This window comes from Mycobacterium sp. 852013-50091_SCH5140682 (assembly GCF_001665685.1).
Classification (GTDB): Bacteria; Actinomycetota; Actinomycetes; order Mycobacteriales; family Mycobacteriaceae; genus Mycobacterium.
This window is the reverse complement of record NZ_LZTB01000038.1, coordinates 57984-80460: the sequence shown is the minus strand read 5'-3', so window position 1 is coordinate 80460 and position 22477 is coordinate 57984. Positions and strand designations below refer to the sequence as shown.

The following is a 22477-nucleotide window of genomic DNA, read 5'->3' as shown; positions in this document are numbered from 1 at the left end:
GGGAGGGTCAGAAAGCGATGCCGACGACACCGCCCGGATCCTTGATCCGCAGTGCGTACCGGATCCGCACCGCCAGTTCGATCGCGCCGCCCGCGGTCTCGCCGATGAGCTCAAGGCTTGGCGCGACGGCGACGGCGAGGTCCACCGGCTCCTCACCCGGTGAGGCCGTCGCGGCGGCGCCTTGGGCGATGCGTTGCCGACGGCCCAGCATGATCATGCCGTCGCCGTCGACGCGGTAGAGCGTGGTGACGCCGCCCGCCTTGAGTACCGCCTCGGCGATGTCCTCTCCGCTCTCGATGTGATTGAGCAGTTTGAGGCCGTCGGTGCCGGTGAACAAGCAGGACGGGGCCCGGTAGCCGGCCGTCTCGACTGCGGCCCGGGCGTCGATGAGGGTGTCCAACAAGTCCTGCGTGGTGGCGCCTGCGGCCTTCAGCGATTTGGATTCCTTGGCGCGTAGCTTTGCCAGCACCGCGGCGTCGATGGTCGCGGCGAGTTCGACGGTCTTCGCCATCAGGACGGCCAGCAGCGGGTCGGGCAGCGGTGCGCCCGCCTGAGCGAGCGTCACCGTGAATCTCTTGTTGACGGTGACGACTTCGAGAAAATCCGGCGGGATGGTGTCGCTGCGCACCCAGGTCTGCCCCGGATCGCCGGTGTCCCAGTGCGGGATCGCCTGCCAGGCAACGCTGGTCTGTTCGAACGTCTCGCGTACGGCCCGGTCGGCCACGGCCAACCGCTCGGCGCTCAGGTACATGGGCTGCGACCCCCTCGACGAGTGTGGTCCAAATCATGGCAGAGGATGCGGGGTGTCGAGGGCCGATTGGCGCAGCTACTTCTGCGCGAGCGCGACCTCCTGACCAGGGGACATGTCACCGCGGGCAACGGCATCGCAGTGCGCTATGTGCAGCGTGGCCACGGTGTCGTCCGGCAGCAGCAGGCGGCAGTTCTCGAACGCGGCGCGGGCCCGGGCGGCGTCTCCCGCGTCGAACAAGCCGAACGCCTCGTCGAACGTCGGTTGGGCCGCGCGTTTCGCCTCCCGCAGCGGGGCCGGATCCTCGTCGTACACCTCGTAGACGGTCACCGGCCTGCGCCGGTTGACCACCATCACGCGCTCCATCCGGCGGATGGCGAACTGGCCCTGCGCAGCGACGCGCGCGTAGGTCGCGTCGGAGATGAGCAGCGCGGTGCCGTAGCGCTTGTTGGTGCTTTCGATGCGTGCGGCGACGTTGACGGCGTCGCCGATGATGGTCAGGACCATGCGGTTGACGCCGCCGACGAGGCCTACCCCGACCGGGCCGGTGTTGATGCCGATGCCGACCTGCAGCGCGTCGGATCCGTGCGCGCGCCGGTCGCGGTTGTGCTCGCGCAACGAGCGCAGCATGGCCAGACCGCCGCGTACGGCGTCGGTTTCCGATTCGAAGACCGCGACGATCTCATCGCCGCGGACGTCCTGGATCATGCCGTTGCAGCTGATGATCGGCAGCTCGACGGCACGCAGGAACCCCATCGCCAGATTGCTGGCATCGGAGACGTTCATGTCCTCCAAAAGGGTTGTGTAGCCGCGGATGTCGGAGATCAGCACGGTCATCTCCCGCTCGACGCGGTAGCCGCTGTGTACGCGGCGCAGATCGTCGATGTCGAGGATGCGCAGCAGTTCGTTGGGCACGAACTTGGACTGCGCGTCCATCAGCGAGCGGCGGTATTCGTCGGCGGCCTGCAGCTGCGCCTCGAGCTGAAAGTTCCACATCGGCGCGGCGGCCTGGTCGCAGACGAACGACACGGCTTCTTCGTGATGCGCGCCGAAATGCTGTGCTGGATCATCATGTTCGGCGTAGACCATGCCGATGATGTTGTCTTGCAGGCGAATCGGTGCGGCAAGCACCGACGGCGCCGGGTGGCGCTGGCCGTTGGGTCCCGGGCGCCGTGTGGAGTCGGCGGCCATGATCAGCGGGGTGCCGCAGTCGACGACGCGGCGCACCAGGCTGCGGTCGTAGGCCACCTCGGTCCATGGCCCTTCGACCGGCGTGATCTCGCCGCCGTCGAGCACGGTCCGCACACTGAGGTGTTCGGGCTCACCGGTGAGCAGCAGCACGCGGTGGGCACCGGTGGTGTCGGCGACGGTCCGCAGCACGATGTCGGCCAGGCTGTCCGCGCTGCGTGCCGCGGACAGGGCACGCGCCAGATGGTGGGCGCCTGCCGGATCGATGCCTGCCGAATCCGGCGTGACGAGATCGCGGCTGAGCAGCCACGGATGGGCGCGGGCCAGCCGCTCGGTCCGCAGCGTCAGGCCCAACGTGGAGAACCGCTGATACGCCGTGCGCAGCATGTGCTCGCTGAGCCGGTTGCGGCCGGTGTCGGCGTAGAGGATCGCGGCTTGTTCGTGGGCCGCCGCGGCGATCAGCGGCAGCTGGTGCTCGTCGGCCAGTTCCATCGCGCGGTGCAGGGCCAGTTCGGCCGTCTGGTGCCTGCCGCGGGCGTGTGCCCAGGTGCCCTCGATCAGCGCGTACGGCGCCGCGTAGTTCGCCGGGGATTCCGCCGCCCACCTGCGATGCAGTGCCAGAGCGCGGTGCGCGCAGCGACGGGTCGAGCGCGCGGTGGGTGCGACGTGGATGCGGCTCAGCGCATCCACCATGTGCACGAGCTGCATGATGGCGGTGCCCTCCATGCCGCCGATGTGCTCGACGGCATCGTCAGCGACGTCGACCGCCCCGGCGTAGTCGCCGGCCCAGAAGTGCAGGCCGAGGCGCATCGTCGCCGCGGCGCCGAGGGCCACCTCGTCGCCTTCGCGGCGGGCCGCGGGCAGGGCCACCCGCTCGTCGTAACCACTCTCGCCCGCCAGCAGGAAGGGGTCCTCGCTGCGCCCCATCATGTTCAGGCAGATCTGCTGGACGGCCTGGCACAGCCCTCGCGGTACCGGCTGCGACCAGATCTCGGGGATCAGAGTCTGGGCGAGCTCGTCGATCTCGGCCAGCGGCCTGCCGATCCAGAAGTACTGCGAAAGGAGAACGGCGCCAAGGAATCCCGCGTATTCCTGGTCGCCGTGGTCGAGTGCCTCGGTCACCGCGTCGCGCAGCGGGCCGAAGCCGTCGCGCAGTGGGTGCCGCCAGTGCCGGATGAAATTCAGGTGCATGAACAGGGTTTCGGGCCGGGCGTCGCGGAATTCGGGCCGCTCGGTGAGCAGCAGGGCGGTCTCGCCGAACCGTTGCGCGCCTGCGCGGTCCCCGGTCAGCACCAGCAGCACGCCGTAGCTGACGAGCACCAGTGGCAGCGACGGCGTGTGGCCGTGCGCGAGGGTCAGCTCCAGCTGCTTGCGCACGATGAGCGGGAAGAGGTTGGGCCGCGCGATGTAGGACAGGCTGCGCAGTTCGGCGAGGATGCGCTGGATCTCCGCCACCCGCCGGTCCTCACACCGCGGCAACTGGAGCAGTTGGTCGGTGCTCCAGTGCCGCACCGTGAAGCGCATCTGCAAGAGCGCGTTGACCATTCGCGGTTTGCCTGCGTCGTGCGGCAGGGCCTCGCCGAGCTCGTCGAGTGCCCGCAACCCGGTGTCGAGCGCCTCCTTCAACCTGTTCTGGGCCATGCGCCCCTTGAGTCGCAGATAGGCCAGCCGGCTGCGGTCGGCCGGTTCGTGCAAGGCGGTCTCGGCCTCGTCGAGCAGGGTGTGCAGCCCCGCTACGTCGCCGACCAGCAGCGCGGCCTCGGCCGCCTCGAGCTGCAGTTCCCTGGCGACGTCGAAGTGCCGGGTCCACCGTTCGTCGCCCAAGAGGTCCAGCCCGTTGCGGCAGTACGTCAGCGCCAAGGGAAATGACGCCTGCGCCCTGGCCTTGCGCGCCGCGCGCCGCAGCACGTCGACGAACCGGACGCGCTCGGCGTCGTCGGCCAGTCCGTGGCCGCCGATGCCGAGGTGCCGCGCGGCCTCGAACAGCCGCTCCTCGCCCTGCTCGACGAGTTGCCTGCCGAGCCTCAGGTGCGTATCGCGTGCGACGTCGTCGGAGAGGTCTTCGCGGGCTGCCTCCGAAACCCGGTCGTGGCTGAACCGGTAACGCGCGTCGTGGCTGATCGTGTTGGCGATGCGCTGACCGCGGCTGTCGACGGCTTCGAGCAGCCTCAGTTCCAGGGCCGACCACAGTGCCTGCGCGACGACGTCGGTGGGCTGCGCGGCCGCCGTCGTCGCGTCGGTGAGGTCGAATTCACCGCCGATGCAGGTCAGCGTGCTCAGCACGGCGCGGTGTGCCGGGCGCAGCTGGTCGAGGTAGCGGTTGAGGAACTCGGCGGCGGAGTCGGTCACCTCGATGGAGGACAACACCCGCAGGTCCCAGCTGCAACGGCCGCTCGCGCCGACCGGGGTGAGCGCACCTTCGCGCTGCGCGCGGTACAGCAACTGGCGGACCTGCAGCGGATTGCCGCCGGTGCGGTGGTGGAATTCGGCGGCCACGTCGCCGAGTTCGACGGCGCGGCCGCACACGCCGGCCAGCAGCTCTTCGACGGTGTCGCGGGACAGCGGCGCGAGCCGGACGCTGGACAACCCGGCCGTGGGCAGGCCGGCACCGTTCGGGTCGAACTCGCCGGCCCGGTGCGCGCCGAGCACCAGCACATTGCGCAACGACACCGCGAGCAACTCGGAGAGCATCAGCAGGGAGTCGTGGTCGGCCCATTGCAGATCGTCGATCGCGAGCACCACCGGGCGGTAGGAGGCGGTTTCGGAGATCAGCCTGATGGCGGCGCGGTGCAGCCGGCGGCGTGGATCGGCGGCCTCGCGATCGCCGGTTCCGGTTGGCTGTCCGAGCACCTGCCCCAGTTCCGGTACCAGCTCGGACAGGACGCCGGACAGGGCCGCCATGCCGGTGGCGAGATCGGCGCGCCAGCTGTCCCGTTCGGCCGGGCCGGTGGTCTCCATGGTCTGCACGATCGAGCTGAAGGCGTCCCCGAGTGCCGCATAGGGCGCCGGGGCGCCGTCGCGGCACCGGCCGTAGGCGAAGACGCAGTTGCGTTGCGCCAGCTCGACACCGAAGGCCTGCACGAGTGTCGATTTGCCCACCCCGGGGGCGCCGCTGACCAGGACGCAGCGGCCGCCGTTGCGTTCGGCGTCGGTGATGGCGGCGCGCAGCGCGCTCGACTCCGCGGCCCGTCCGACGACGCGGCCGTCGAGGTCGAGTACCGGAGCGGACACGGCCACCGTTCCCTTCCGCCCCCCGCAAACGTGCACTCATCGTAGTGAGCGATGCCCGCCGGAGTGCGGCGATGAGAAAGCTCGTCGAGTTGTCGTGAGTTGCGCCACACGCGTTGGAACAAAGTTCAAAATTTGTAACACTGTTCCTATGACCGATCTGGCTGAACCGTCGCAGCAGGCCGACTCCCTGCCGCTGGGCCCGCAATCGCTGGTGTGGAAGTACTTCGGTGACAACCGCATGTACCTGATCGGTCCTCGGCCCGCGGTGTTGCAGAACATGCTCGCCGAGCTGGGCCAGGGCGTACTGGATCATTCGACGTTCTTCTCCGATACCGCAGAACGGCTCAAACGCACTGTGCCGCCGATCTTCCGGACCGTGTACGGGACGGAGGACGATAACGCGGGCACTCAGGTCCGCGACTTTCACCACCACGTCAAGGGCGTGATGCCCGGCCCCGACGGAGAACCGGTGGCGCGCTATCACGCGCTGGACCCCGAGACCTACTTCTGGGCACACGCGACATTCGTCGAGCAGGTGCTGTACTTCGCCGACACCTTCGTCAAGCGGTTGACCCGCGAGGAGAAGGAGCAGATCTACCTCGAATCGAAGACCTGGTATCGCCGCTACGGCGTCAGCGACCGGCCCATGCCCGCCGACTACGCCGAGTTCGAGCAGTACTGGGACCGGATGATGAACGAGGTCGCCGTCGCCCACAAGAGCGCCCGGTACGGCGTCGGCTACGTCACCAAGGGCTTCCCGTGCCCCAAAGCGGTGCACCCGGCCCTGTGGCGGGTGGTGGCGACGGTGTTCAACCCCGTCGCGGCTTTCCTGACCACCGGCGGCCTGCCGCCCCGCGCTCGCGATCTGCTACAGCTGCCGTGGTCGGAGCGCCAGGAGCGCAACTATCAGCGGTTCGCCGCGTTCTGGCGGTCGGCTCCGGTCAACTGGGTGTGGGACCATCTGCCGATGAGCGTGCGCTACAACCGGTTCGCCCAGAGGGGCTATGCCCGCGACTGACGCGACGGGGTCGGAATCGACCCGGCGGATCCTGGACGCGGCCCTTGCCGAATTCGAACGGCACGGTTTCCGCCGGGTCGCGCTCGACGATGTGGCCCGCCGGGCGGGCGTCAGCCGCACCACCATCTACCGCAGGTTCGCCAATCGTGACGAGTTGGTCGCCGCCGTCATCGAGCGCGAGAACGTGGCACTGTTCGCCGACATCGCGCGCGAACTGAAAGATGCTGGGCCGCAATCGAACTACTATGTCGAAGCGTTCACCCTGTCGATCCTGAGGTTCCGCACGCACCGGGTGCTCAATCAGATGATCGTCGACGAGCCCGCGCTGGTGCTGGAGTTGATGCACCGGCACTACGGCGCGGCGATCGAGCGGATGGCTGCCGCGCTGCGGGTGATCTTCCCGGACGGGTTCGCCGACCGCATCGGCCCGCAGGCGGTCAACGACCTGGCGGACACCATCCTGCGCTACGCGGCGATGGTGTTGTTGCTACCCAGCGTCCAACCGGTGCAGACCCCCGAGGAGATCCGGGCGTTCGCGGCGCGGCATTTCCTGCCGAGCCTGCCCGCGTCGGTGCGTACGGTCTCGGCCTGAGCCGTTTGGCGGCCCGGCTTTTTGGGCAGCCGTTACTCATGGCTACCGAGAAACAACCGCATATCACCGAGGAAAACCGCAGACAGGCCGAAGAGGTCATGAAGTCGTATGACGACACCCGGCCCACCGTCACCATGCCCGGAACCGGGGGCACGGTCTCGGGGACTGCGGTCAACGACTGGCTCGACGACGAGGGAAAGCCCATTTACGGCCAGTCGGAGAAGAACGACGACAAGGGCGCCGACAAAGACGCCGACAAGGGCGACGACGGGTAATAGCCTCGCTCGTGTGACCTCACTGGAGCGCATCGCGCCTGCCTTCGTCGAGATGGCCCATTCGATCGTGTGGGCCTCGGCGGCCACCGTCGACGCTGACGGACGCCCGCGCAGCCGCATCCTGCACCCGATCTGGGACTGGGACGGCACCGACCTGTTCGGCTGGATCGCCACCGCGCCCACGCCGGTCAAGAAGGCTGATCTCGCCGCGCACCCCTACCTCTCGGTGAGCTACTGGACCGCCAGCCACGACACCTGCTCAGCGGACTGTCTGGTCGAGTGGTATCTCGACGACGACACCCGCCGTCAGGTGTGGGACCGCTTCGCCACTGCGCCTGCGCCGGTCGGCTACGACCCGGCGATCATTCCGGGGTGGGACGGGCCGACCTCGCCCAGTTTCGCGGCGCTGCGGTTGAGCCCGTACCGGCTGCGTGTCATGCCCGGGACGGTGCTGACGGCCGGCGAAGGGGAAGTGCTGAATTGGCGGTCCTGACGTCCGACCGGCCGCCTGTCGGGCTTGTTACAGCCATGAAAAAAAATCACATTTTGCCGTAGACATCAGCGCAGAGTTGTCATAGATTCACACGCTGTGCGGGTAACAGCGGTATTTCTTGCGAAATTGCGCTCCATGCGTGTGAAAGTTGCACACGAATGGTGGGTGTGAGCGTGGACGCCAAGACTCGTCGCGATCGCATCGCCGAGCGGGTACGCACCGATTTTGAGGTGGGCTACGCGGAGCTGGCCGCCGAGTTCGACGTGTCCGAGATGACCATCCGTCGCGATGTCGAGGCACTCGAAGCGCTCGACGTCGTGCGCCGGGTGGTCGGCGGTGTCATCGCCTTGACGGGCAAGCGCACCGAACCGTCGTTCGCCACCCGGGTGGCCGACGCGGCTGAGCAGAAACGGCATATCGCCGACGCCGTGGCGGACCTGATCGGTCCCGAAGAGACGCTCATCCTCGATTCCGGCAGTACGGCGCTGGCCGTGGCGCGCTCGTTGCGGGGCCGCGGGCTGAGTTTGACCATCGTGACCCCCAGCGTGCTCGCGGCCGTCGAGGTCGTTGACGAGCCCGACACCAAGGTGGTGCTGACCGGCGGTGAGCTGCGTCCCGGCGAACTGAGCCTTATCGGTTCGACCACAGAGGACACGCTCGCCCAGTACAACTGCGACACGTTCGTGATGGGCGTCGCGGGAATCGACGTCGACCGTGGAATCTCCGACTATCACCAGGCGGAGAGCCGGGTGAAGCGTGCCGCCGCCAAGCGTGCGGATCGGGTCATCGTCGCGGCAGACAACAGCAAGCTCGGGCGGGTCACGTTCGTCAGCATTGCCGCGTTGGCCGACATTGACGTCATCGTGACCGACGGGCCCGCCGACCACCCCGCACTGATCGCAGCCCGAGATGCGGGTGTCGAGGTGATCTGCGTTGCCGGGCAAGAAGATCCGGCATCCGGCGGCGAGGCGGACCGGGCATGAGCCGCTACACCATCGGGGTCGACATCGGCACGACCGGCACCAAGACCGTGCTGTTCGACGTCGACTGCGGCATCGTGGCGACCGCCAACCGCGAGACCACACTGCACTCGACGGGCCCCGGTATCGCAGAGGCCGACACCGGTCAGTGGCATCGCAATGTCGTCGAGTCCATCCGGGAAGTGGTCACGACCGGTGGCGCCGACGCCGGTGATATCGGCGCGATCGCAACGTCGGGCATGGTGCCTGCCGTCGTACCGCTCGACGGGTCGGGAAAGCCGTTGCGCCGTGGCATTCTTCAGAACGACGCGAGGGCGCACCACGAGGTCGGCCGGCTCGCCGAGTCGCTGGCGGGGGTCGACCTGGTCGGCCTGACCGGCTCTGCGCTCACCCAGCAGTCGGTCGCGCCGACGATGGTGTGGCTTCGCGAACACGAGCCCGAGGTGTATGCGCGCACCGCGCACTGGGTCGGCTCTTACGACTGGGTGCTCACAGCGCTGGGCGCGCAGGTGCACGTTGAACAGAACTGGGCGCTGGAATCCGGGCTGTTCACCATCGCCGGGGAGCGGGCCGAACCCGTGCTGGCGGCAGCAGACGTCGACCCGGTGACCCTCGCCCCGGTGTTCCGGCCGGGCACCAGGGTGGGCGAGCTGAGCCGGGAAGCCGCGGACCTGACGGGCTTGCGTGCGGGCACGGCACTCGTGGTCGGCGGCGCCGACCACGTGCTCTCGGCGTATGCCGCCGGCGTCAATGCACCCGGTGACGCCCTGGTGAAACTCGGTGGGGCGGGCGACATCCTGGCCGCCAGCAACACCAGGGTGGTCGACGAGCGGCTCTACCTCGACGCCCATCCCGTGCCGGGGCAGTGGTTGCCCAACGGCTGTATGGCCACCAGCGGCAGCCTGATCCGCTGGTTTCAGGCCCTGATCGGCGGTGCCGAGCTGACGGCGCTCGACGACGAGGCGGCCGGCCGGGCCCCAGCGGAAGTGATGTGCCTGCCGTACTTCCTCGGTGAGAAGAGCCCGATCCACGACCCCGACCTGCGAGGCGTGTTCGCGGGCCTGCACCTCGGCCACACCAGGGCCGACATGTATCGCTCGGTGCTGGAGGCCATCGCCTTCGGATTCCGGCACCACATGGACGTATTCGCCGAAATCGGCCTCCCGCTGCGCCGCGTGATGATCACCAACGGCGGGTCGAAATCGACACTGTGGAAACAGATCCACGCCGACGTCCTCGGCCTGGAGATGTTGCCGGTCCGTGGTCATCCCGGCGCCTCTCTGGGGGCCGCGGTGATCGCCGCCATCGCCATCGGCGCGCTCGGTGACTGGTCGGATGCGGCCCGGTTCATCACCCTGGATGCGCCGTATGTCCCGGACCCGTCACGCAAGTCGACCTATGACGCCGCGTACGCCACCTGGCGAGACCTGGGTGACGCGGTGGCACCCATCTCACACACCTTGGCTCGCACCTCCCGATGAGAATCAACTCCGAAAGGATCAGTGCCGTAATGAAAATCACCACTAACCCGACACCAGGGCGGAGGCGGCCGTTCTATGTTGCCGTCGTGATCGCCCTGGTGTCAGCGGTCGCCCTGTTGCTGAGCTCCTGTGCCGGCAGCGGGGGTCCCGCGCAGCCTCAGGCCACCGGCAGCGGCGAGATCGCCAAGGACACCTCAGGCACCGTGCGCATCCTCATGGAGAACGTCCCGGACACCGACATCGTCAAGGCGATGGTGGCCGAGTTCAACAAGGACTACCCCAACATCAAGGTGGACATCGAGACGCTCACCTACGACCAGATGCGCGACAAACTGGTCTCCTCGTTCCAATCCAGCTCTCCCACATATGACCTGGTGATCGTGGACAACCCGTGGATGGTCGACTTCGCCAAGGCGAAGTTCCTGCAGCCGCTGGACGCGCGCATCGACGGCACACCCGGGTACGACGCCGCCGACTTCTTCAAGCCTCTGACCGATATCACCACGGTAGACGGGGTGCGCTACGGCGTGCCGTTCTACAACTACGCGCTCGGATACCTCTACAACACAGAGGATCTCGCGCAGGCCCACCTGCAGGTCCCGGCGACGCTGGACGAACTGGTGAGCACCAGCAAGGCACTCAAGACCCCCGACCGTGCCGGCATCGCGCTGCAGCCACAGCGTGGCTACAAGATTTTCGAGGAATGGGGCAACTGGCTGTTCGCGGCGGGCGGGTCCATCTACGACGCCGACGGAAAGATCACCCTCGACACCCCTGAGGCCAAGCGGGCACTGAACGCCTACATCGAAACCTACAAATCGGCTGCGCCCCAAGACAGTCTCAACTGGGCATTCGACGAGGCCTTCCGCTCGGTGTCGTCAGGGCAGTCCGCATCGATGATCAGCTACAACTGGAATCTGCCCGCGCTCAACGCTCCTGGCTCCGGTCCGTTCGCGGGCAAGTACAAGCTGGCCCCGATCCCGGGTGGCAAGCAGGTGCTGGGTTCATGGAGCTGGGCCATTCCCGCGAACTCCGGTGCGTCGGATGCGGCCTGGGCATTCGCCTCCTGGATCACCGCAAAGCCGCACGACGTGACGCGCACCGAGAAGGGTGGTGCGGCCATCCGCAAGAGCACGCTCGCCGATCCCGCGGTACTGGCGGGCCCGCTCGGCGCCGACTACTACGCGACGGTCGAGAAGATCCTGGCCAACGCATTCCCCCTCAGCCAGGGGGCGAGCGGCGAGGAGATGATCCAGGCGGTCGGCACCGAACTCAACGAGGCGGTGGCCGGTACCAAGAGCGTCGACGACGCCCTTGCGGCCGCCCAGGCAGCTGCCCAGAAGATCCAGGGCTGATCGCAGGTGAGCAGAGGGAATCCGGCCACCCGAGCGAAAGGAGCCCGGCGAGTATGACATTCAAGCACGGCATGATCGCCCCGCTGATCGCTCTGTTCCTCGGCGTGGTCGGTTTCCCGCTGGCCTACGCGTTCTACCTGAGCGTCACCGACTACAAGCTGACCGATCACGGCACCCCGAATCTGGTCGGCGCCTCCAACTACGTCGCGACATTCGGCGACGGCAAGTTCTGGCACGCATTCGGCACCACCGCGCTGTATGTGTTCGTGGCGGTCGGGCTCGAGTTGGTGATCGGGTTGGCGATTGCGCTGGCACTGCAGAAACAGCGCTGGGCAAAGGATCTCACCCGGTCGATGCTGCTGGCGCCGATGTTCATCACGCCCATCGCGGTTGGACTGATCTTCCGTTTCCTGCTCAACGACCAGCTCGGCGCTATCCCGCACCTGCTGCATGCAATCGGGGTCGATTACGACTTCTTCGGGCCGGGGCGCGCGCTGTTCACCCTCGCCTTCATCGACGTCTGGCAGTGGACCCCGTTCATGGTGTTGCTCCTGCTGGCCGGGCTGGAATCCATTCCGCGCCAACCGTTGGAGGCTGCCCGCGTCGACGGTGCCGGCGGATGGTACATCCTGCGGCGGGTGACCCTGCCGCTGCTGGCGCCCGTGCTGGTCGTGGCCATCATGCTGCGCTGCCTGGACGCCATGAAGGTCTTCGAGTACGTGTTCGCCACCACTCGGGGCGGGCCAGGCACCGAAACGGAAACCCTGCAGTACTTCATCTACCAGACCGGAATCCAGTTCTTCCGGCTCGGATCCGCCTCGTCCATGGCCTTCGTGGTGCTGGTGGTGGTGCTCGCGGTCATCGTGCTCGCATTCCGCCGGATGGAGAAGGCGAAGGAGTCATGAGGAATTCGATCGCACTCACCGTATGCCGGATCGCCCTGCTGTGGGCCGCGGCCATCTCGGTGCTGTTTCCGGTGCTGTGGGTCGCGCTGGCCAGCGTGAAAACCCCGCAACAGCTCAATGATCCGTTCTTGTTCGCGTTCACCCCGGTGCTCGACAGCTGGAGAAACGTGTTGTCGTCGGGAATCTTGGCCGCGGCCGGCCGCAGTGCCGTCGTCGCCACCGTCACTGTCGGCATCAGCGTGGTCGTGGGCAGCATGGGCGCCTACGCGATCGCGCGCTACCGGGCCGGCGGCACCGCGACCCGCTTCGGCATGTTGGCCGCCCAGGTGCTGCCGCCCGCGGTATTGGTGTTCCCGTTCCTGACCATGGCCTACGCCCTGCGGCTCAACGACACACTGGTCCCGGTCATCTTCGCGCACCTGAGTTTCGTTCTGCCCGTGGTGACGTGGTTTCTGATCGGCTTCTTCGAAGCAGTGCCGCGGTCCCTGGAGGAGCAGGCCCAGGTCGACGGTTTCACCCGGTTCGCGGCGTTCCGCACGGTGGTTCTGCCGCAGGTGTATCCGGGCATCGGCGCGGCCGCCATCTTCGGCTTCACGTTGTCGTGGAACGATCTGTTCTACGGCCTCATCCTGGCGCCCGGCAAGGCAGCGATCCTGCCCGTGGCCATCGCCGGTTTCAACACGTTCCGCGGTGTGCAGATCGGCTCCATGAGTGCGGCGATCCTCATCGCGGTCGTACCGGTAGTCATTGCAAGCTTTTTCATTCAGCGCAGGCTGGTGCAGGGCATCAGCGGTGGCGCGGTGAAGTTCTGACAAGGTTGGTGATCAACGCTTCATGGCAATAGTCCGATTTTCGGGTGTCAACAAGTCCTACGGTTCGACGTCCATCGTCGAGGATTTGGACCTGGAACTGCCCGACGGTTCGTTCACGGTGCTGGTCGGCCCGTCCGGCTGCGGCAAGTCGACTTCGCTGCGCATGCTGGCGGGGCTGGAAACGGTGACCGCAGGAACCATCACGATCGGCGACCGAGACGTCACGCGCCTGCCGCCGCGCGACCGGGACGTCGCGATGGTGTTCCAGAACTATGCGCTCTACCCGCATTTGACGGTGCGGGAGAACATCGCGTTCCCGTTGCGCGCGTCGAAGACGCCCCGCCACGATGCGCTGGCGCGTGCCGACGAGGTCGGCGAATCCCTCGGCCTGGGAAAACTGTTGTCCCGCAAGCCCAAAGACCTCAGCGGCGGCCAGCAGCAGCGGGTGGCGATCGGACGTGCGATCGTCAGGAAGCCTTCGGTGTTCCTGTTCGACGAGCCGCTGTCGAACCTGGACGCCAAACTGCGGGTCGAAACCCGCACGGAGCTCCTGCAGATTCAGCGCCGGCTCGGCATCACCTCGGTCTATGTCACACATGACCAGGAGGAGGCGATGACGCTGTCGGACCGGATGGTGGTGATGCGCGACGGCCGCACCGCGCAGGAAGGCACGCCGCTGCAGGTCTACAACAACCCGGCGGACACGTTCGTCGCCGCGTTCGTGGGCAGCCCGAAGATGAACCTTGTCGACGGCCGTCTCGACGGTTCGACGTTCACGTTGCCGACCGGTTTCTCCTTCGCGGTCCAAGGGGCCGACGCGTCCGGCGCGGTAACCCTCGGTGTGCGCCCAGATGATCTGTTACCCACGGTCGCCGCCGAGAGCGACGATGCGGCGGCGACTGTGACGCTGGTCGAACTACTCGGGCCCCGTGCCATCGTCACGATCGACGCGGATGGAACCGAGCTCACCAGTGTCGTGGAGGTGTCCCGCATGTCGGGCATCCGGGAGGGGGCCCGGGTCAACCTCGAGGCCCGGCCGGGTGCCGTCCACACCTTCGACCAGACCACCGGCCGACGTCTCACAGGCGCCGGCAAGTAACCGAAAACGGATAGGAACAAAGCACACTCATGACCAAGACAGTCGTCGTGACCGGCGCAGGTTCGGGGATCGGGCGCGCCATCGCCACCACCCTCGCGCAACGGGGCTGGCGTGTCGTCGTCACCGACATCAACGGGGACTCGGCACGGGAGGTCGCCGCGTCACTGGCCAACCCGGATGTGGGCCACGAATCCGCGGTGCTCAACGTCAGTGCACCCGAAGACGCCGCCGCAGTGGCCTCCGGGGTCGCAGACCGACTCGGCCTCGATGCCTGGATCAACAACGCCGGCATCTCGTTCATGCACAAGTTCCTCGACGCTCCGGTCGCCCGGTACGACCAGACCATGGACGTGAACCTCAAAGGAGTCTTCGTCTGTGGGCAGGCGGCCGCGCGGGCAATGGTGCGCACCGGGACCGCGGGAGCCATCGTGAACACGGCCTCGATGGCAGGTAAGCAGGGCCGGGTGCCGTTCCTGTCCGACTACGTGGCCTCGAAGTTCGGAGTCGTCGGCCTGACTCAGGCGATGGCCTACGAACTCGGCGAGCACGGCATCACCGTGAACTGTGTCTGCCCGGGATATGTCGAAACACCCATGCAGTCACGGGAACTGGAGTGGGAGGCCGGTTTGCGCGGGATCACCCCCGACGGTGTGCGCACCATGATGATCGACGACACCCCGCTGGGCCGCCTGGAGCAGCCTGAGGACGTTGCCCGCGCCGTGGCCTTCCTGCTGTCCGAGGACGCCCGCTTCATCACCGGTGAAGCGCTGGCCGTCAACGGTGGCGCCTACATGGACTAGCTCGAAAACGACTGCGAAGCAAGATAAACAGAAAGGCACAAGTAGTGACCACCACCTGGCTCGACGAGGTTTTCCATGTGCGCAAACCCGTCATCGCCATGCTCCACCTGAGCGCACTGCCCGGCGATCCCGCATACGACAGCGCGGGCGGTATCGCCGCGGTCGTCGACCGGGCCCGCGAAGAACTCGATGCCCTGCAGTCCGGGGGAGTGGACGCAGTGATGTTCAGCAACGAGTTCAGTCTGCCGTACCTGACCAGGACCGAACCGATCACGGCGATCACCATGGCTCGCATCATCGGTGAGCTGCTGCCGGATATCACGGTGCCCTACGGGGTCAATGTGCTGTGGGACGGCAGGGCGTCCATCGATTTGGCGGTCGCGACCGGGGCGCAATTCGTCCGCGAGATCTTCACGGGCGTGTATGCCAGTGACTTCGGGTTGTGGGACACCAACGTGGGCGAGGTCGCCCGGCACCGCGCCCGGGTGGGCGGGGCCGGTGTGAAACTGCTCTTCAACATCGTGCCGGAGTCGGCCACCTACCTCGCCGCGCGCGACCTCGCATCGATCACGCGTACCACGGTGTTCGCGACTGCGCCGGACGCCATCTGCGTGTCCGGCGCGACGGCCGGGTCGCCGACGGACGTCGAGGCGCTGCGCGTGGTCAAGTCGGCGGCGGGTGCGGTCCCGGTGTTCGTCAACACCGGGGTTCGTGCCGAGAACGTCGCCGACCAGCTGGCCATCGCCGACGGTGCGGTGGTCGGCACCTACTTCAAAGCCGATGGTGTTTTCGAGAACAGGGCGCAGCGGGCCCGGGTGGAAGAGTTGATGGGCAACGCACGCGCATACCGCGAGCAGCTGGTTTGAGGGTGACGGCACGCGTGGGCGGACCGCTCACGCGTGCCGAATCCTCGGTCTGGTGTTGGTGTAGTCCCGGGTAATACGAGCGGGGCGTGACGTCCGCATTGCCGCGCTTTGATATCGAGACTCACACCAGGGATAAAACTCGCGTCGGATTTGTCCCTGGTGTGAATCTCGATATCGGAAATTCCGGAGGCTTTGTGTGTGAGTGAATTGATCCGCAATTGGCGCAGCTAAGGTCTAGCGGGACAAGGGCTTACGAGCGGTCTGGGCGCTTCCTCTTGGGAATTGTGTCCTCGGATGCGGCGGCCTTGCGTTTTGCGGCCCGCCGCTCCTTGATGGTCATCGCCGGTTTTTTGGGAAGGCGGCCCTGAGATTTATCAGCCATCGTTGCTCCTTTTATTCGCAAACAATCACTGAGCGCGACCATACCCGAGAAAAAATTAAAAGCCAGTCGCGCTGATTACGCCGGCCGATGCCGAATCCGCGGTGTGGCGTTGGTGTCGTCGCGGTGCGGCAGCGGCACGAGCATCGAGACGTGCCGCCGGTAGTCGAGGTACTTATCGCCCAGTGCCGCAACCAGATCCCGCTCTTCGAGCTGTATCGCCGCCAGGATGTAAGCCGTGGTGACGATGGCGAACAGCAGGTGCCCCGCGGTCATGGTCGGGGCCGCCCAGAATGCCACGATGAAGCCGACCATGATCGGGTGGCGCACCAGCCGATAGAACATCACGGACTGGAATCCCAGTTCGCGATAGGGCTGACCCCGCCACGCCAGATACACCTGCCGGAGCCCGAACAGGTCGAAGTGGTTGATCATGAAGGTGGAGCTGAACACCGTGGCCCAGCCAGCCCAGAACAGCACCCACAGAACCCATTGCCCGACAACCGATTCCACCTGCCAGACGACGGTGGGCATGGTGCGCCACTGCCAGTACAGCACCAGCAGCGCGAGGCTGGACAACAACACGTAGGTGCTGCGCTCGATGGCTTGGGGCACCATCCGTGTCCACCACCGTTTGAACGCGGGCCGCGCCATCACGCTGTGCTGCACCGCGAATACCGATAACAGCAGCACATTGACCATCACGGCCTCGACGAGCGGTGCTGTGATGCCTGAGTCGATGGTGCGGGGCACGAGGAAATTGCCGACGAAAGCGATCGCATAGAGGAACGTCACGACGAACAGCAGATAGCTCGCGACTCCGTAGGCGACGGTGAGTGAACGCTTCATGGTGACCTCCTGCCACCGGTGGGACAAGTTGTGCTCCGTGCGCCCCTCCGCAGCGTCACCTCTTCACGGTAGCCCTCGAAACCCCAGGTGAACAGTGGTTTTCTTCCCCGCTCGCAGGGAAACGATCACCCGTCGGCGCGCACCGCTTCGATCAGAGCGTCGGCGGCGAGCAGGCCGAGATTGTTCGACGCGAGTGGGCTGTCACCGGTGAGGAGTTTGCGGTCGCGGTGGACCTGTCCGGTCATCTGATCGTTGACGACCGTGAGGCCCTGCTTGCCGAGCAGGTCGGCGACCAGCCAGCGCAAATGTCCTGGCAAATAACCGATCTCGATGTTCGGCCCCTGGTCGAGCGCGTCCGGGAAGACACATACCGAGTAGCCCTTGAACGGCGATTCCTGCTTGCCGAGCGCGCCGGCCAGCAGCGCGGCCGGGCCATGGCACAGCGTGATGATGAACTTGTCGTTGGCCAGCGCCCAATCGAGCGTCTGCTCCACGTCTTTGCTCGCAGGCAACCCGACCACGGCCGCATGACCGCCCGGGATGAACACCGCGATGTAGTCGGAGTCCGGGCCGAGATCATCGGCGATCACGTCGGCAAGTTTCTTGGGCTGCTTGAGCTTTGGCTTGAGTGCCTGGTAGGTCGACATCACCGCCTCGTCCTCGCGGGGCATGGCCCAGAGCTCCAGCTTGGCCGGGTAGCCCGACAGCGTCGCGATGTCGATCTCGAAGCCCGCCTCCATGAGGTGGTGCAGCGGGAGCAGCATCTCGATGGGATGGTTGCCGGTCGAGAACATCTTGCCGTTCTCCAGCAGGACGTAGCGTTCCTCGGCGGCGATCATGAGGACCTTCCACCTGCCGCCGGTGTAGGCGTCCTTGTGCTTGACGCCGGCGAAATCGGTCTTGGCAGTGGTGTACTGGCTCAGCGAGTACGGCGACGGGAAGTAGGCGTTGTCTTCGGCCGGGTCCGGGGTCGGTTCTCTGCTCAGATCGTCTGCGTTGGCTGCCACGGCGTCCACCTGCTTTCTCCTCGTTGTCGGTACCTCCATCGTGGTCGTCTCGGGCCTGCCGGTCGATGGCGTGCCGAACAAGACCCACCCGACGGGGTTTGTCTGCCGGCACAAGACCGCGTGCGGCGACTTCGGCCATATGGGGCCGGGCGCCGCATACGCTGGCATCGTGCGTGATCACACCCCGGACGCCGGTGCGACGATCGCCGCGGCGCTGCTGGCGCGCGTCGATGAGTTGGCGCAGGTACTCGTCGACCGCATCCGCGACAACATCGAGGTCTACCGGGCCGATGGTGTGGTGCCTGCGGACGACCTCTACACGTCGTGCCATACCAACCTGGAATTCATGATCCGCCATGTTGCGCACGAGCCGCTGCTCGATCTGGACGCGCCACGGCAGACCGGGCATCGGCGCGCGGAACAAGGTGTTCCGTTGGCCATGGTGCAGAACGCATTTCGGCATTCGTTCGCGTGTATGTGGGACATGATCGTGGCCGAAGCGGCGCGGACGGACACGGTCACCGACGCCGATCTGGTGGAGATCGCCGGTGAGGTGTGGTCCTATCACGACACTTTCACCACGGCGATGATGAACTCGTTCACCGAAACCGCGGCGCTGCTGATGGTGCAGCGCGATCAGGAGCGTTCTGCGCTGGTCGAGGCGGTGCTGCAGGGAGGCACCGGCGACACCAAGACCATTCTCGATGCCGCCGATCTGCTGGCCCTGCCGTATCAGGGCACTTTTGCGGTCGTCGTCGCCGACGCCCCGGGCCTGGCCCGGCACGCGTTGCCCAATGTGGAGCCGGTGCTCAGTGCCCGGGACATCGGGTCGGCGTGGCGGCTCACGCCGGACCTGCACGTCGGGATCGTATCGATGCGGGGTACCGACGGCATGACCGAACTGGTCGACGCGCTACGGGCGCTGTCGGTCGGGCCCGTCGGCGTGAGCCCGTCGTACACCCGGTTGGACCAGACGCCGCAGGCGCTGCATCTGGCACGCAACGCGCTTGCGGGTGCCGAGGCGGGCGTGGCCCGCGTGACGGTGTTCGACGACGCGCCGCTGCCGATGCTGGTGGTGAGTGCGCCGTCGACGGCGGCGACCATCAGCAAGCAGATCCTGGGTGAGCTGCTCGACCTGCCCGAGGCCGATCGAGAGCTGCTGCTCACGACCATGGCCATCTACTTCGCCGTCGACGGCTCGGCCAGCGAGGCCGCCGAGCGGCTCTACTGCCACCCGAACACGGTCCGTTACCGCCTGCGCCGCATCGAGCAGCTGTCGGGGCGCTCGTTCGACCGCAGGCTTGATTCCGCCGAGCTGTACATCGCTCTGGACGCCGTGCGACGCCTGCCGGACTGCCGGATCTCGGTGCCGTGAGTTACCCGACGTACGGGCGTTCGCGGCGTAATTCGTTGCGCGCCACGGTGCGCCGGTGGACTGCGTCGGGGCCGTCGACGATCCGCAGCACGCGCGCCCAGCTGTAGAAGTAGGCGAGCGGGTAATCGTCGCTCATCCCGCCGCCGCCGAACACCTCGATGGCGCGGTCGATCACCCGGGTGGCCATGTTCGGCGCCGCCACCTTGATGGCGGCGATCTCGGTGGCGGCCCCTCGCGCGCCGTGCTGGTCGATCAGCCATGCCGTGTGCAGCACGAGCAGACGGGCCTGGTCGATCTCGATGCGGGACTGGGCGATGAGGTCACGCACCACACCCTGCTCGGCCAGCGGCCCGCCGAACGCTTCGCGGTTCTGGGCACGGTCGACCATGAGCGCCAATGCCCGCTCGGCCATGCCGATGGCCCGCATGGCGTGGTGGATGCGCCCCGGACCCAGGCGCGCCTGCGCGATCATGAACCCGTCGCCCTCGCCCGCGAGCATGTTGGCCACCGGAACGCGGACGTTGTCGAACACGATCTCGGAGTGCCCGTGCTGATCCTGGTATCCGAAAATCGGTAGGTGCCGGACGATCTGGAGTCCCGGGGTATCGCGGGGGACCAGCACCATGGACTGTTGCCGGTGCGGCGCCGCGTCGGGATCGGTCTTGCCCATCACGATGAAGATCTGGCAGGCCTCGTCAGCCACGCCGGTGATCCACCATTTGCGGCCGTTGATGACGTACTCGTCGCCGTCACGGGTGATCGAGGTGGTGATGTTGCGGGCGTCCGAGCTGGCCACGGCGGGCTCGGTCATGGCGAACGCGGACCGGATCTCGCCGGTGAGAAGGGGTTCGAGCCACCGTTTCTTCTGCTCGTCGGTGCCGAACATCAACAGCGTCTCCATATTGCCGGTGTCGGGCGCGTTGCAGTTCATCACCTCCGGAGCGATGACGGGCGACCACCCGGTGATCTCGGCGATCGCCGCGTATTCGGTGTTGCTCAGCCCGGATTCATGCGGCAGGAACAGGTTCCACAATCCTCGCCGCTTGGCTTCTTCCTTGAGTTCTTCGAGGATCGGTGGCCGCGCATGGTCGGAGTTCGCCGCACGCCAGTCCCGGTAGCTCGACTCGGCGGGAAACACCTTCTCGCGCATGAAGTCCCACACCTTGTCGGTGAGCTCGACGGTGCGTGGTGATGGGCTGAAATCCATGGTGTGCTCCTTGTCTGGGGTCAGTGGCCGGACATGCCGCCGTCGACGGGCAACGTGATTCCGGTGATGTAGCTCGACGCGTCGCCGGCCAGAAAGATCAGGGCGGTGTCGAGTTCGTGTTGGCGGCCGAGGCGTTTGAGTGTCGAGGTCTGGTCGACGAATGCCGCGAGTTGGTCACCGGGGATGGCCGCGGTCATCTCGCTCTCGAAGTATCCGGGCGCGATGGCATTGACTCGGATGCCTTTGCGACCCGACCACTGCTGGGACAGATCCCGGGTGAGGCCGACGACGGCGGCCTTGCTGGAGGCGTATGCCGCTTGGGGTGCATAGGATTTGATGAGCCCGAGCACGCTGGCGATGTTGACGATGCTCGACCCCGGGTTCATCACCCGGGCCGCGGCCTGGGCCATCCAGTACGTGCCCATGAGGTTGACGTCGATGACGCCGCGGAACTCGTCGGGGGTTTCCCGCAGCGCGGGCACCGCGGTGCCGACCCCGGCGTTGTTGACCAGGACGTCGAGGCGGCCGAATTCGGCGATCGCCAGCTCGGCCAACGCCGTGCAGTCCTGCGGATCGGTGACATCGGTGCGCCGGGTGCGGACCAGGTCGGTGTCGAATTCGCTTGCCAGGGAGTGCAGTTGATCCTCGCGTCGGGCTCCCAGGACAACCCGCGCGCCGGCGTCGACCAGTGCCCTGGCGAATCCGGCGCCCAGGCCTGAGCTCGCCCCGGTCACCACCGCGACCCGCCCGTCCAGCCGGAACCGGTCGATGATGCTCTCCATCACGCCGCTCCCAACGCGTCGAGGCCGGCCTCGGCGAGCCGGATGACGTCGCTTTCCACCTCGCCGAAATCTTGGCCCGCCATCATTCCCGCCGCCGATCGCGCTGCGACGCCCTGGATGATGACGGCGAATTTGAACCGTGCGAACGCTTCGTAGAACGGCACCGCCGAGACGTCGCGGCCGGTCCGTTCGGCGTAGCGGGACAACAGATACGACCGCGGCGGGAAACCCTCCTGTGTGGTGACCGTCGGCACCAGCGGGATGTTGGGTTCACCGTGCTGCGGCCAGTAGAACATCAGGAGGCCCAGGTCGGTGAGCGGGTCGCCGATCGTCGACAGTTCCCAGTCGAGAACTGCCGCGACGCGGCCCGGGTCTTTCGGATCCATCAGGCAGTTGTCCAATCGGAAGTCGCCGTGCACGATGGCCGGCGGCGGGCTGGCGGGCAGGTCAGCTTCCAGCGCGGTCGCCAGGGCATCGAGCGCGGGCACGTCGCGAGAACGACTGGCCAGCGACTGCTTTCGCCAGCGGCTGACCTGCCGGGCCAGGAAACCCTCGGGCCTGCCGTAGTCGTCGAGGCCTACGGATGCGGGTTGGATACCATGCAGGTCGGCCAATGTGTCGATGAGGGCGTCGGCGATCTTGCGCCGATCTGCGGGCGCCGTCGCGTAACCCGCAGGCATGGCGTCGCGGATGGCGTGGCCGGCGACCTTCTCCATCACGTAGAACGGGGTGTCGAGGGTCAGCGCCGCGGTCTCGGTGAACACGATCGATGCGACCGGCACGGATGTCTGTGCCAGCGCCCGTTGCACGCGCGCCTCGCGGGCCATGTCGTGCGCACTCGGTAGCAGAGGCCCCTGCGGTGGGCGGCGCAGAATCAATTCTCCTGCGGCAGAGGTCAGTTCGAAGGTCAGGTTCGACTTGCCGCCGGCGATGAGCCGAGCGTCGAACGTAGCCCAGCGGTCGTCGGCGGTGGCCTTGGCCAGAGCTGGGCCCAGTCGGGCCGGGTGCAGCAGCGATTCGACGTCGGTCATCAGG

General features: G+C 66.8%; 21 protein-coding genes. 13 read left to right on the top strand and 8 right to left on the bottom strand.

Going from position 1 to position 22477, the window contains the following annotated elements:
• Nucleotides 1–7 precede the first annotated feature (7 nt).
• Together A5784_RS12615 and A5784_RS12610 are read right to left on the bottom strand one after the other, a co-directional pair.
• The gene (locus A5784_RS12615; protein WP_064945239.1) at nucleotides 8–751 is read right to left on the bottom strand and encodes a hypothetical protein; all 744 of its coding nucleotides are present in this window, start codon (nucleotides 749–751) and stop codon (nucleotides 8–10) included.
• Nucleotides 752–826: 75 nt separating this feature from the next.
• Nucleotides 827–5167: an AAA family ATPase gene (locus A5784_RS12610; RefSeq protein WP_064945302.1), complete on the bottom strand. Its 4341-nt coding sequence runs from the start codon at nucleotides 5165–5167 to the stop codon at nucleotides 827–829.
• A gap of 148 nt (nucleotides 5168–5315) precedes the next feature.
• Between A5784_RS12610 and A5784_RS12605 the strand changes: the two genes are divergently transcribed.
• From A5784_RS12605 to A5784_RS12550, 12 genes are all read left to right on the top strand, one after another.
• Nucleotides 5316–6185, top strand: coding sequence for an oxygenase MpaB family protein (locus A5784_RS12605; RefSeq protein ID WP_064945238.1), 870 nt, complete (start codon nucleotides 5316–5318; stop codon nucleotides 6183–6185).
• Nucleotides 6172–6777: a TetR/AcrR family transcriptional regulator gene (locus tag A5784_RS12600; RefSeq protein WP_064945237.1), complete on the top strand. Its 606-nt coding sequence runs from the start codon at nucleotides 6172–6174 to the stop codon at nucleotides 6775–6777. Before A5784_RS12605 ends, A5784_RS12600 begins: the two co-directional genes overlap by 14 nt.
• Nucleotides 6778–6815: 38 nt before the next feature.
• Nucleotides 6816–7052: a hypothetical protein gene (locus A5784_RS12595; RefSeq protein ID WP_064945236.1), complete on the top strand. Its 237-nt coding sequence runs from the start codon at nucleotides 6816–6818 to the stop codon at nucleotides 7050–7052.
• Between the two features lie 13 nt (nucleotides 7053–7065).
• Nucleotides 7066–7545, top strand: a complete 480-nt coding sequence (locus A5784_RS12590) for a pyridoxamine 5'-phosphate oxidase family protein (RefSeq protein ID WP_064945235.1) — start codon at nucleotides 7066–7068, stop codon at nucleotides 7543–7545.
• A 158-nt stretch (nucleotides 7546–7703) separates the two neighbouring features.
• On the top strand, nucleotides 7704–8528 hold the full coding sequence (locus A5784_RS12585; protein WP_064945234.1) for a DeoR/GlpR family DNA-binding transcription regulator: 825 nt from the start codon (nucleotides 7704–7706) through the stop codon (nucleotides 8526–8528).
• Complete coding sequence (locus tag A5784_RS12580; protein WP_064945233.1) at nucleotides 8525–10006, top strand: FGGY-family carbohydrate kinase; 1482 nt, start codon at nucleotides 8525–8527, stop codon at nucleotides 10004–10006. The genes A5784_RS12585 and A5784_RS12580 overlap by 4 nt, the downstream gene beginning before the upstream one ends.
• A 29-nt stretch (nucleotides 10007–10035) precedes the next feature.
• Nucleotides 10036–11361: an ABC transporter substrate-binding protein gene (locus tag A5784_RS12575; RefSeq protein ID WP_064945232.1), complete on the top strand. Its 1326-nt coding sequence runs from the start codon at nucleotides 10036–10038 to the stop codon at nucleotides 11359–11361.
• A gap of 53 nt (nucleotides 11362–11414) precedes the next feature.
• Nucleotides 11415–12266 (top strand): carbohydrate ABC transporter permease, encoded by an 852-nt coding sequence (locus A5784_RS12570; protein WP_064945231.1) that lies wholly within the window; start codon nucleotides 11415–11417, stop codon nucleotides 12264–12266.
• Nucleotides 12263–13078 (top strand): carbohydrate ABC transporter permease, encoded by an 816-nt coding sequence (locus tag A5784_RS12565; RefSeq protein ID WP_064945230.1) that lies wholly within the window; start codon nucleotides 12263–12265, stop codon nucleotides 13076–13078. The genes A5784_RS12570 and A5784_RS12565 overlap by 4 nt, the downstream gene beginning before the upstream one ends.
• Before the next feature lie 22 nt (nucleotides 13079–13100).
• Nucleotides 13101–14177, top strand: coding sequence for an ABC transporter ATP-binding protein (locus A5784_RS12560; RefSeq protein WP_064945229.1), 1077 nt, complete (start codon nucleotides 13101–13103; stop codon nucleotides 14175–14177).
• 29 nt (nucleotides 14178–14206) lie between these two features.
• A complete protein-coding gene (locus tag A5784_RS12555) occupies nucleotides 14207–14977 on the top strand; it encodes an SDR family NAD(P)-dependent oxidoreductase (protein ID WP_064945228.1) in 771 nt (256 codons plus the stop codon).
• Between the two features lie 44 nt (nucleotides 14978–15021).
• Nucleotides 15022–15843: a BtpA/SgcQ family protein gene (locus A5784_RS12550; RefSeq protein WP_082944807.1), complete on the top strand. Its 822-nt coding sequence runs from the start codon at nucleotides 15022–15024 to the stop codon at nucleotides 15841–15843.
• Nucleotides 15844–16093: 250 nt separating this feature from the next.
• Here A5784_RS12550 and A5784_RS39635 read toward each other — a convergent pair whose 3' ends face one another.
• The 3 genes from A5784_RS39635 to hchA form a co-directional block, all read right to left on the bottom strand.
• Nucleotides 16094–16225, bottom strand: a complete 132-nt coding sequence (locus A5784_RS39635; RefSeq protein WP_286159424.1) for a hypothetical protein — start codon at nucleotides 16223–16225, stop codon at nucleotides 16094–16096.
• Nucleotides 16226–16300: 75 nt separating this feature from the next.
• Nucleotides 16301–17071: a methanethiol S-methyltransferase gene (gene mddA / locus A5784_RS12545; protein ID WP_064945227.1), complete on the bottom strand. Its 771-nt coding sequence runs from the start codon at nucleotides 17069–17071 to the stop codon at nucleotides 16301–16303.
• A gap of 125 nt (nucleotides 17072–17196) precedes the next feature.
• Nucleotides 17197–18117: a glyoxalase III HchA gene (gene hchA / locus A5784_RS12540; RefSeq protein ID WP_064945226.1), complete on the bottom strand. Its 921-nt coding sequence runs from the start codon at nucleotides 18115–18117 to the stop codon at nucleotides 17197–17199.
• 130 nt (nucleotides 18118–18247) lie between these two features.
• Here hchA and A5784_RS12535 point away from each other — a divergent pair, with 130 nt between their 5' ends.
• Nucleotides 18248–19453, top strand: coding sequence for a PucR family transcriptional regulator (locus tag A5784_RS12535; protein WP_197514719.1), 1206 nt, complete (start codon nucleotides 18248–18250; stop codon nucleotides 19451–19453).
• Between the two features lies 1 nt (nucleotide 19454).
• Here the strand turns inward: A5784_RS12535 and A5784_RS12530 are convergent, their stop codons facing one another.
• Genes A5784_RS12530 through A5784_RS12520 form a run of 3 tightly spaced genes read right to left on the bottom strand, consistent with a single transcriptional unit; the run spans nucleotide 19455 to nucleotide 22473 of the window.
• A complete protein-coding gene (locus tag A5784_RS12530) occupies nucleotides 19455–20660 on the bottom strand; it encodes an acyl-CoA dehydrogenase family protein (RefSeq protein ID WP_064945225.1) in 1206 nt (401 codons plus the stop codon).
• Between the two features lie 20 nt (nucleotides 20661–20680).
• Entirely contained in the window at nucleotides 20681–21442 is a 762-nt protein-coding gene (locus tag A5784_RS12525; protein ID WP_064945224.1) for an SDR family NAD(P)-dependent oxidoreductase, read from the bottom strand.
• The gene (locus A5784_RS12520) at nucleotides 21442–22473 is read right to left on the bottom strand and encodes a phosphotransferase family protein (RefSeq protein ID WP_064945223.1); all 1032 of its coding nucleotides are present in this window, start codon (nucleotides 22471–22473) and stop codon (nucleotides 21442–21444) included. The genes A5784_RS12525 and A5784_RS12520 overlap by 1 nt, the downstream gene beginning before the upstream one ends.
• Nucleotides 22474–22477: the final 4 nt, after the last annotated feature.

Coding starts and splice junctions, on each gene's coding strand:
- A5784_RS12585 (WP_064945234.1), top strand. CDS start 7,704: ATGGTGGGTGTGAGCGTGGACGCCAAGACTCGTCGCGATCGCATCGCC.
- hchA (WP_064945226.1), bottom strand. CDS start 18,117: ATGGAGGTACCGACAACGAGGAGAAAGCAGGTGGACGCCGTGGCAGCC.
- A5784_RS12525 (WP_064945224.1), bottom strand. CDS start 21,442: ATGGAGAGCATCATCGACCGGTTCCGGCTGGACGGGCGGGTCGCGGTG.
- A5784_RS12520 (WP_064945223.1), bottom strand. CDS start 22,473: ATGACCGACGTCGAATCGCTGCTGCACCCGGCCCGACTGGGCCCAGCT.
- A5784_RS12605 (WP_064945238.1), top strand. CDS start 5,316: ATGACCGATCTGGCTGAACCGTCGCAGCAGGCCGACTCCCTGCCGCTG.
- A5784_RS12600 (WP_064945237.1), top strand. CDS start 6,172: ATGCCCGCGACTGACGCGACGGGGTCGGAATCGACCCGGCGGATCCTG.
- A5784_RS12570 (WP_064945231.1), top strand. CDS start 11,415: ATGACATTCAAGCACGGCATGATCGCCCCGCTGATCGCTCTGTTCCTC.
- mddA (WP_064945227.1), bottom strand. CDS start 17,071: ATGAAGCGTTCACTCACCGTCGCCTACGGAGTCGCGAGCTATCTGCTG.
- A5784_RS39635 (WP_286159424.1), bottom strand. CDS start 16,225: ATGGCTGATAAATCTCAGGGCCGCCTTCCCAAAAAACCGGCGATGACC.
- A5784_RS12575 (WP_064945232.1), top strand. CDS start 10,036: ATGAAAATCACCACTAACCCGACACCAGGGCGGAGGCGGCCGTTCTAT.
- A5784_RS12615 (WP_064945239.1), bottom strand. CDS start 751: ATGTACCTGAGCGCCGAGCGGTTGGCCGTGGCCGACCGGGCCGTACGC.
- A5784_RS12530 (WP_064945225.1), bottom strand. CDS start 20,660: ATGGATTTCAGCCCATCACCACGCACCGTCGAGCTCACCGACAAGGTG.
- A5784_RS12565 (WP_064945230.1), top strand. CDS start 12,263: ATGAGGAATTCGATCGCACTCACCGTATGCCGGATCGCCCTGCTGTGG.
- A5784_RS12595 (WP_064945236.1), top strand. CDS start 6,816: ATGGCTACCGAGAAACAACCGCATATCACCGAGGAAAACCGCAGACAG.
- A5784_RS12580 (WP_064945233.1), top strand. CDS start 8,525: ATGAGCCGCTACACCATCGGGGTCGACATCGGCACGACCGGCACCAAG.
- A5784_RS12555 (WP_064945228.1), top strand. CDS start 14,207: ATGACCAAGACAGTCGTCGTGACCGGCGCAGGTTCGGGGATCGGGCGC.
- A5784_RS12560 (WP_064945229.1), top strand. CDS start 13,101: ATGGCAATAGTCCGATTTTCGGGTGTCAACAAGTCCTACGGTTCGACG.